6 protein-coding genes and 1 pseudogene are annotated in these 8925 nt (G+C 72.5%); 4 read left to right on the top strand and 3 right to left on the bottom strand.

Translation table 11 applies throughout. The features are described from left to right. Positions 1-141: 141 nt before the first annotated feature. The 3 genes from Q0195_RS01895 to Q0195_RS01885 all read right to left on the bottom strand — a co-directional run bounded on the left by Q0195_RS01895 (position 142) and on the right by Q0195_RS01885 (position 5646). The gene (locus Q0195_RS01895; RefSeq protein WP_299273799.1) at positions 142-2796 is read right to left on the bottom strand and encodes a glycoside hydrolase family 3 N-terminal domain-containing protein; all 2655 of its coding nucleotides are present in this window, start codon (positions 2794-2796) and stop codon (positions 142-144) included. Between the two features lie 281 nt (positions 2797-3077). Beyond that, positions 3078-4529, bottom strand: a complete 1452-nt coding sequence (gene gndA, locus Q0195_RS01890; protein ID WP_299273798.1) for an NADP-dependent phosphogluconate dehydrogenase — start codon at positions 4527-4529, stop codon at positions 3078-3080. Positions 4530-4620: 91 nt separating this feature from the next. Further along, entirely contained in the window at positions 4621-5646 is a 1026-nt protein-coding gene (locus Q0195_RS01885; protein WP_299273797.1) for a LacI family DNA-binding transcriptional regulator, read from the bottom strand. A 114-nt stretch (positions 5647-5760) separates the two neighbouring features. Between Q0195_RS01885 and larE the strand changes: the two genes are divergently transcribed. The 4 genes and pseudogenes from larE to Q0195_RS01865 all read left to right on the top strand — a co-directional run. Then, positions 5761-6615, top strand: coding sequence for an ATP-dependent sacrificial sulfur transferase LarE (larE, locus tag Q0195_RS01880; protein ID WP_299273795.1), 855 nt, complete (start codon positions 5761-5763; stop codon positions 6613-6615). Then, a complete protein-coding gene (gene larB, locus Q0195_RS01875; protein ID WP_299273792.1) occupies positions 6608-7309 on the top strand; it encodes a nickel pincer cofactor biosynthesis protein LarB in 702 nt (233 codons plus the stop codon). Before larE ends, larB begins: the two co-directional genes overlap by 8 nt. A gap of 100 nt (positions 7310-7409) precedes the next feature. Beyond that, positions 7410-8426: a TRAP transporter substrate-binding protein gene (locus tag Q0195_RS01870; protein WP_299273789.1), complete on the top strand. Its 1017-nt coding sequence runs from the start codon at positions 7410-7412 to the stop codon at positions 8424-8426. A 243-nt stretch (positions 8427-8669) separates the two neighbouring features. After that, positions 8670-8925, top strand: a pseudogene (locus tag Q0195_RS01865) (TRAP transporter substrate-binding protein); the annotation flags it as partial.

Raw genomic sequence — 8925 nt, 5'->3', positions numbered from 1 at the left:
CACCCCGGCGGGCGAGGACCGCGCGTCCCCCTGACCGCTCCGGGACCGCCGGCGCGACCACGCGCGGCGACCCGCGGACGGACCGAGGGCGGGCAGGGACGCGGTCGGCGTCCCCACCCGCCCTCGGCGGTGCGGTGTCGGCTAGCCCTGGGTGCGGGCGAAACGGCGCTGGATCAGCAGTGCCGTGCCGAGCACGAGTGCGGCGACCGCGACCAGTGCGAGCGCGGTGACCGGTGCGCCGGTCCGGGCGAGGTTGCCCGAGTCGGCACCGGCGGCCGGCGACTCGTCGTCGGTGGTGTCACCCGGCGTCTCGTCGTCGTCGGCCGGGGTCTCGTCGTCGCCCGGCGTCTGGTCGTCGCCCGGCGTCCGGTCGTCACCCGGCGTCTCGTCGTCCGGGGACGTGGTCGGCTCGGGCTCCGGGGTCGTCGGCTCCTCGGTGTCGTCCTCGTAGGTGAGGCCGTAGCCGAAGGGGTAGAGTGCACCGTCCTCGGTCTCGTCGTAGCCGGGGCGGTCGGAGTCCTGCTCGATGATCGCCTCGCGGGTGCCGGCGAGCGCGAAGGGCAGCTTGCCCTGTGGCGCGTAGGCACCGGTGAGGACGTCCATGAGGGCGGTGTCGGTCATCCCGAAGCCGGCGAGGATCGCGCCGGCGTCACGCAGGCCGCTCTCCTCGTCGAGCACGTAGGGCTGGCGGAAGTAGACGTGGAGGATGACCTTGCTCGGGTCCTCGACCTCGGCCATGACCTCCTGGATGGTCTCCAGCGAGGGGACGACCTCCCACGACTCGGCCGCCTCCATGCCGGTGAAGTCGAGGATGCTCGACTCCCACGGGTAGGCGCCGCCGAAGCGCAGCCGGTTGTCGGTGCACGAGGGGTTGTCCTCGTGTCCCTCCTTGTGGACACACACGTCGGCCGCGCCCCACAGGCTCTGGCCGTCCAGGCCGGGCAGCGGCTCGCCGTCGTCACCGATGATGACGCTCGGGTTCGTGCCGTGGTCCGGGTTGAGGCCGAGGCTCGGGTCGTCGCTCACGTAGTCCCCGGCGTTGGTCTTGGCAGTCATCGAGATGAGGACGTAGTCGCTGCCCGCGGCGCTGGGCCGCTCCTCCCCCTCCGCGACGTTGCCGTTGGTCACCTCGTAGCCGTAGCTCTCCACGGTCTCCTCGGTGAAGTCACCGAGGATGTAGACGTCGCCGCCCTCCTTCAGGGGCAGCACCGGGCCCTCGGCGGTCTCCTCGTTCTGGAGCAGGACGAGCGACTTGCGCTGGAGGTCGAGCCCGACGGCGCGGTGCTCGTCGGCGCCCACCGTCGCCGTGGCCACGTCCGGGTCGACGTAGGGGTTCTCGAAGAGCCCCATGTCGAACAGCGGCTCGAGCAGACGCTCGGCGGCCAGGTCGATCCGCTCCTCGGAGATGAGGTCGGCCTCGTACAGGTCGGTGATGACCGAGACGTCGCTGAAGCCGGAGAGGGTGTCGGTGCCACCGTTGATCGCGGCTGCCACCCGCTCGGGCACGGTGTTGCCCTCCAGGCCCCACGCGCGGTCGTTGATGATCCCGGTGTCGGAGTTGACGTACCCGGTGAAGCCCAGCTGGTCACGCAGCAGACCGTTGACGATCGAGTCGGAGAAGGCGAAGCCGGTGTGCGGGTAGGTCTCCCCCGGTTCCCCGCCGACGACCGGGACGTCCACCGGGACGCCGTAGTACGGCATGATCGAGGAGACGCCGGCGTCGATGGCCGCCTGGAAGGGCAGGAAGTGCTCCTCGAAGCGCCCGGCCGGGTAGACCTGCGCCTTGCCGAAGGCGTAGTGCGGGTCCAGCCCCAGCTCCTGCGGGCCGCCGCCCGGGAAGTGCTTGAGGGTGAGGGCGACACGGGTCTGCGGGCTCAGCGCCAGGCCGTTGTCGGTGAGCTCCTCGCCCTGGAGGGTCTGGACGAGGGTCTCCATGATCTCGGCGGCGAGGTAGGCGTCCTCGGTGAAGGTCTCGTGGGTGCGGTACCAGCGCGGCTCGGTGGACAGGTCGGCCATGTAGCCGTACATGCCGCGCAGGCCGATCGAGGCCCACTCCTCGCCCATGACGTCGGCGAAGTCCGCGACGACGGACATGTCACCCGTGGTGGCCTCGCCGGTGCGGCGCGCCTGCTCACCCAGCGCGGCCGCCGCGATGCCCGCCTCCTTCGGGAAGGCGCTGAACGCACCGGCGGCCTCGTTGATGCCGACCCGCGCGTCGGGGTCGATGTGGTTGCGCGCGTTGGACTTGAACAGCGAGGGGATCCCCAGGCGGGTGGCCTCGCTCATCTCCTGCACGGCGTTGGTGAACGTCGCGGCCTCGGCCGGGCTCACCACGGGGGTCCCCGTCCCGGTGCACTCCACCCCCTCCGCACGCACGTCGACGACGTTGCGGAAGACGAACCGGTGCATGTGCTGGGTGTTGATGTAGTTGTCCGCCTGCGCGGGCAGCACCCCGAACTCGCCGGTCTGCGGGTCGCACGCCGCGTTGAGCGTGTTGATGAGCATGAGGCCCGACTTCTCGACCAGCGACATCTGCCCGACGAGGTCGGCGACCCGCTCGGGGGTCGGCAGGCGCCAGTCCTCGTACGGGTCCAGCTCGCCGTTGTCGTTGAGGTCGCGGAACTGGTACCCGTCGACCTCGATGATCTCCTTCACCCGAGCCTCGAGCTCGGGCTGCTCGAGGTCACCGGGCGGCGTGGTCGCCGCCCCGGCGCCGACGGCGAGCGTCAGCACCAGTGGCGCAGCGGCGGCGGTCGCCACCGCGGTGCGCAGCCCCACACGTGGGGTACGTGACATTCTTCCTCCTCGATCGTCGTCGTCGCTGACGCAGGTCGTCCGCGACGCGGCACGTGCACGTGCCTCGACCGGTTCCTCCGCGCCGCGTCACCGTGGCGGGGGCCGGTGAGCCAGATGCTGGCCGTGTCGCGGGTCACGACCGAAGAAGTTGCCGTCGGTTGCCACCGGAGCGCACGGAGGCGCCGGACCGTGCTATCGCACGGACACGGGTACCCCCGGACGGCGAGAGCCCGGCTCCCCGCGGACGGGGAGCCGGGCTCTGGAGCGAGGTGGCGCCGGGGTCAGCCCTGCTCGGTCTCGCTGCGGTCGCCGGACCACTCGGTGTGGAAGACGCCCTCGCGGTCCACGCGGTGGTAGGTGTGGGCGCCGAAGAAGTCGCGCTGGCCCTGGACCAGGGCGGCGGGCAGGCGCTCGGCGCGCACGGTGTCGTAGTAGGCCAGCGCCGCCGAGAACCCGGGCACCGGGACGCCGTTGGCGACGGCGTGGGAGACGGCCGCCCGCCACCCCTCCTGGCTCTCCTTGAGCCCCTCGGCGACCGAGGGTGCCTCGAGCAGCGTGGTGAGGTTGTGGGCGGCGTACTCCGAGCGGATCCGCTCGAGCAGGCGGGCGCGGATGATGCAGCCGGCCCGCCAGATCTTCGCCACCGCGGCGATGTCGACGTCCCAGCCGAACTCCTCCGACGCGGTGCGGATCTGGTCCAGGCCCTGCGCGTAGGCGATGACCTTGGAGGACCACAGCGCCTGGCGCACGCTCTCCACCAGCGCGGCGCGGTCGGCGTCGGACACCGGCGTGCGCTGCGGACCGGTGAGCGCCGCCCGGGAGGCGGCACGCAGCGACGCGTGCCCGGAGGTGGAGCGGGCGAAGACCGACTCGGCGATGGTGTTGACCGGCACCCCGAGCTCGAGGGCGATCTGCACCGTCCACCGGCCGGTGCCCTTCTGCGCCGCGGCGTCGGCGACGATGTCGACGAACGGCCTGCCGGTGGCGGCGTCGACGTGGCGCAGCACCTCGGCGGTGATCTCGATGAGGTAGGAGTCCAGGTCCCCGGAGTTCCACTCCTCGAAGATCTCGGCCAGCTCGGCGGGCTCGATGCCGGCGGAGCGCAGGATGTCGTACGCCTCGGCGATGAACTGCATGTCGGCGTACTCGATGCCGTTGTGCACCATCTTGACGAAGTGGCCGGCGCCGTCCGGGCCGATGTGGACGCAGCACGGCTCACCGTCGTACTTGGCGGCGATGCTCTCCAGGATCGGCCCGAGGGTCTCGTAGGACTCGGCCGGGCCGCCGGGCATGATGCTCGGCCCGTTGAGCGCGCCTTCCTCGCCACCGGAGATGCCGGCGCCGACGAAGTGCAGGCCGACCTCGCGCAGCGCCTTCTCCCGGCGGCGGGTGTCCTCGTAGTGGGCGTTGCCGCCGTCGACGACGATGTCGCCCTCCTCCAGGAGCGGGACGAGGGAGTCGATGACCGCGTCGGTCGGACCACCGGCCTTGACCATGATGATCATCTTGCGGGGGCGCTCGAGGCTGGCGACGAACTCCTCCAGCGTCGCGCTCGGCACGAACGTGCCCTCGTGGCCGTAGGCCGCGACGACCTCGTCGGTCTTGGCCGTCGTGCGGTTGTACAGCGCCACGGTGTACCCGTTGCGCGCAAAGTTCCGGGCGAGGTTGCTGCCCATGACGGCAAGCCCGATGACTCCGATCTGCGCTGAGGCAGTCGTCCCGGTGGCGGTCATGTGCGGTCCTTTCATCGGCGACACGGTGACGCTACGCAAGTATGGAGGTGAGCACCCCCCTCGCGGCACCGGTGTCCACCTGTTGCCACACTCAGGCGCGCTCGAGCCGGTGCCGGCTGGCCCGGGCCGTGGAGTCCCGCGCGACGAGCTTGACCGGCAGCAGGACCGGCTGCTCGCTGGAGCGGGCCCCGCCGATGATCGCCACGAGGTTGCGCACCGCGGTGGCCCCCTGGAGCGAGACCGGGGAGGCGACCGAGGTCAGCGCGGGCACGGTCAGCGCACCCGTGCGGCTGTTGTCGAACCCGACGACGCTGACGTCGCGCGGCACCGAGAAGCCCAGCGCGCGCAGGCCCCGGATGAAGCCGATCGCCATGACGTCGTTGAAGGCGATGACGGCGGAGGTCGGCTGCTGCGCCCAGCGGCGGGCCGCCCGCGCCCCGCCGTCGACGGTCGGCACGTTCGGTCCGATGCGCCGCACCCGCAGCTCGAGCTCGAACCCGGCCTCCTCCAGACCCCGCCAGCGCACGCCGTCGGCCCACGACGCCTCCGGCCCGGCGATGTAGGTGATCTCCCGGTGGCCGAGCTGGCCCAGGTGCTCCGCGGCGCGGCGCACCCCGCGAGCGCCGTCGGTGAGGACCGAGGGCAGCCCGCGCACCACCCGGTTGAGGACGATGACGGGGCGCTGCTTGGCGATGGCGCGGATGCCGGCGTCCGACAGCCGTGGGCTGGTGAGGACCAGGCCGTCGACCGCGCCGAGGAAGTTCTCCACCGCGGCCCGCTCCCGCTGGTCGGACTCCTGGGTGTCGACGACGAGCATCGTGTAGCCCGCCGCCTCCGCGGCCGCCTCGGCGCCGCGGATGACGTCGACGAAGAGCGGGTTGCCGATGTCGGCCACCACCATGGCGAGCAGCCGGGTGGGGACGGCGCTGAGCGCCGGGGCCAGGGTCGCGCGCCGGTAACCGAGCCGGGCGGCGGCCGCCCGCACCTTCTCGGCGGTCTCGGCGCTCACCCGCCCGGGCCGGGACAGGGCCCGGGACACGGTGGAGGGCGCGACCCCCGCGGCCTCCGCCACGTCGTAGATCGTGGGGGAACGGCCGGAGGATCTCTCGCTCTTCATATCGGCCAACGGTAAGGTCGCTGGCAACGCGCGGCAACGAGTTGCCGCGCCGTCGTCCGACTTGTCCACACTGTCCGGACAACGGGGGACACCGACCGGACGAGGAGCACTTCCATGACATCGACGACGGTCCCCGGGCTCACGGGACAGGCGGCGGAGGCGGTCGCGACGGTGGCACGGGCGCTGGCCGGGCACCGTCCGCTCGGGGTGGCCTACTCCGGTGGGGTGGACTCCGCCACGCTCCTCGCCCTCGCCGTGCACACCCTCGGCGCGGACGACGTCGTCGCGGTGCTCGGCATCTCCCCCTCCCTCGCCACCGACGAGCGCACCGCGGCGCACGAGACCGCCCGGGTGATCGGCGCCCGCGTCGTGGAGATCGAGACCCACGAGGCAGACTCGCCCGCCTACCGCGCCAACGGCCCCGACCGCTGCTTCCACTGCAAGGACGAGCTCTTCACCCGGATCTCCGACGAGCTGGTCGCCGAGCTGGGCCTGGCGGCCGTCGCCTACGGCGAGAACGCCGACGACGCCAAGCGCCCCGACCGGCCCGGCTCGCAGGCCGCGACCAACCACCGGGTGCTGCGCCCGCTCGCCGAGGCCGGGATGAGCAAGGCGATGGTGCGGGAGGTCGCCCGGGCGCTGCGGCTGCCGGTCGCGGACAAGCCGGCCGCGCCGTGCCTCGCCTCGCGCATCCCCCACTTCGAGGAGGTCACGCCGGAGAAGCTGCGCCAGGTCGACCGGGCCGAGGCCGGGCTGCGCCGGCTCGGCTTCACCGACTCCCGCGTCCGCCACCACGGCGACGTCGCCCGCATCGAGCTGCTGCCCGCGGAGCTGGGCACCGCCGTCGAGCGGCGCGAGGAGGTCGACCGGGTGGTGCGTGACGCCGGGTTCCGCTTCGCGGCCCTGGACCTGCGCGGCATCCAGTCCGGTGCCTTCACCCTGCCCCTGGTGTCCGTGAACCATGGCTGAGCCCTGGCGCCCCGCCACGGCCGAGCCGTGGCGCCCCGGGCCCGAGCTCGACCGCGTCGCGCACCTCGACCACGACCGTGCAGCCCGCCGCGGCTACCCCGAGGCGGTGCTCTGCGAGCCGAAGACCGTCGCGCAGGTGGCCGCCATCGCCGCCGAGGTCGGTGCCGCCGGCACCCCGACGCTCTTCACGCGCGCCTCCGCCGAGCAGGCCGCGGCCGTCCTAGCCGAGCTGCCCGACGCGCACCACGTCCCCGACGCCCGGATGGTCGTGTGGCCCGCCGAGCCGCCCGCACCCACCGGGGGGCTCGTCCTCGTCCTCAGTGCGGGAACCTCCGACCTGCCCGTGGCCCGGGAGGCCGAGCTCACCGCCCGCCACCTGGGCCGGCGCACCGAGCTCGTCGTCGACATCGGGGTCGCGGGCCTGCACCGCGTCCTGGGACGGCTCGACCTGCTCCGCGAGGCCCGCGTGATCGTCGTGGCCGCCGGGATGGACGGCGCGCTGCCCAGCGTCGTCGCGGGCCTGGTGAGCGCCCCCGTCGTCGCCGTGCCCACCTCCGTGGGCTACGGCGCAGCCTTCTCGGGGATCGCGCCCCTCCTGTCCATGCTCAACGCCTGCGCCCCGGGTGTGGCCGTGGTCAACATCGACAACGGCTACGGGGCCGGTCACCTCGCCGCGCAGATCGCCGTCTCCTGAGCGCCGTCCCGCACACCTGGCGCCAGGAGGTACCCACGCGCGCGTCCGTGCGTCACCATGGTCCGGACGCCCACCGTGGGCGAGGGGGGAGACCGGGCCCATGGGGCGAGGACGGATCGCCGTGGCGGCAGCGCTGGCCGCCGCCGCGCTGGCGGCGTGCAGCGGCTCGCTGGAGCCGGGGACCAACGAGGGGGACGTGCTCCACCTCGCGCTGAACCAGACCGAGACCCACCCCTCGTACGTCGCGCTGGCCGGCTGGGCGGAGCACCTCGAGGCGGAGACCGACGGGCGCTGGACGATCGACGTCTACCCCAACGAGACCCTGGGTGCCCAGGCCGAGGCCCTCCAGCTGGTCTCCGACGGCTCGGTGGAGCTGGCCATCGTCTCCGGGTCCCAGCTGGAGAACCTCAACCGCGACTTCATCGCGCTCAACCTGCCCACGACCTTCGACGACATCGACCACCAGATGCGCGTGGTCCACGACATGGACATCGTCGGGGAGCTCTACTCCTCGCTGGAGGAGACGAACAACTTCACCGTGCTCGGCGGGTTCACCCAGGGCAGCCGCAGCGTCTACACGACCTTCGGCCCCGTCGAGACACCGGCCGACCTCGCCGGATACAAGCTGCGGGTGCAGGAGTCCGAGCTCAACATCGCCATGGCCCAGGCCCTGGGTGCCGCCGCCACGCCGATGGCCTTCGGCGAGCTCTACACCGGGCTGCAGTCCGGGGTGGTCGACGCCGCGGAGAACAACGAGGTCTCCTACGCCACGCAGCGGCACTACGAGGTGGCGCCGCACTGGACCTACACCAACCACCTCGTGGGCCTGGACTACCTCATCATGAACACCGCGATGCTCGACTCGATGACCGAGGCCGACCGCGCGGTGTTCCTCGAGGGCTGGGAGCAGGCGCGCGCGGAGCACGTCGAGCTGTGGCTGGAGGCCACCGCGCAGGCCGTCGCACAGGCGGAGGCGGGAGGGGCGACCTTCTACGAGATCGACGACTCCGTGTTCTTCGAGGCGCTCGAACCGCTCGCCGAGCGCTTCCTCACCAGTGACGTCCAGTGGGAGATCTACGACGACGCCCGCGCCGCGTCGACGCGCTCGGACGGCTGACGGCGCCTCCGGGTCGGTCACAGCGGGGTCACGGGGTGGCAACTCGTGGCAACTTGTCCTGCCCCTCGACCGTGACCTGAGTCAATGGGGCAACCCCCGATCAGTGGGACCACGTCGTACGGCCGGCCTCGACCTCGAGGCCCGGCGCCGCCGCCGGACCTCGTGTCCGATCCGGAAGACCGGACGGCCGGCCGCGCCTCCGCGCCGCACGACGACGTCACCAGACCGAAGGACGGAAAACACATGAGGCACCGGAAGAACGCTTCCCTCATCGCCGGCGCCGCCGCCGCGACCCTGCTGCTCGCTGCCTGTGGCGGCGGGGACGGCGACGGCGACTCGAGCGCGAACGGCGGCGGCGGTGGTGGCGAGGGCCGCACCATGCGCCTCGCGCTCAACCAGACCGAGGAGCACCCCTCCTACATCGCGCTGGACAACTTCGGCACGTACCTGGAGGAGAACACCGACGGCTGGAGCATCGACGTCTTCCCGAACGAGACGC

This window comes from uncultured Georgenia sp., assembly GCF_937958535.1.
Lineage (GTDB): Bacteria > Actinomycetota > Actinomycetes > Actinomycetales > Actinomycetaceae > Oceanitalea.
This window is presented reverse-complemented; position numbering and strand designations above follow the sequence as displayed.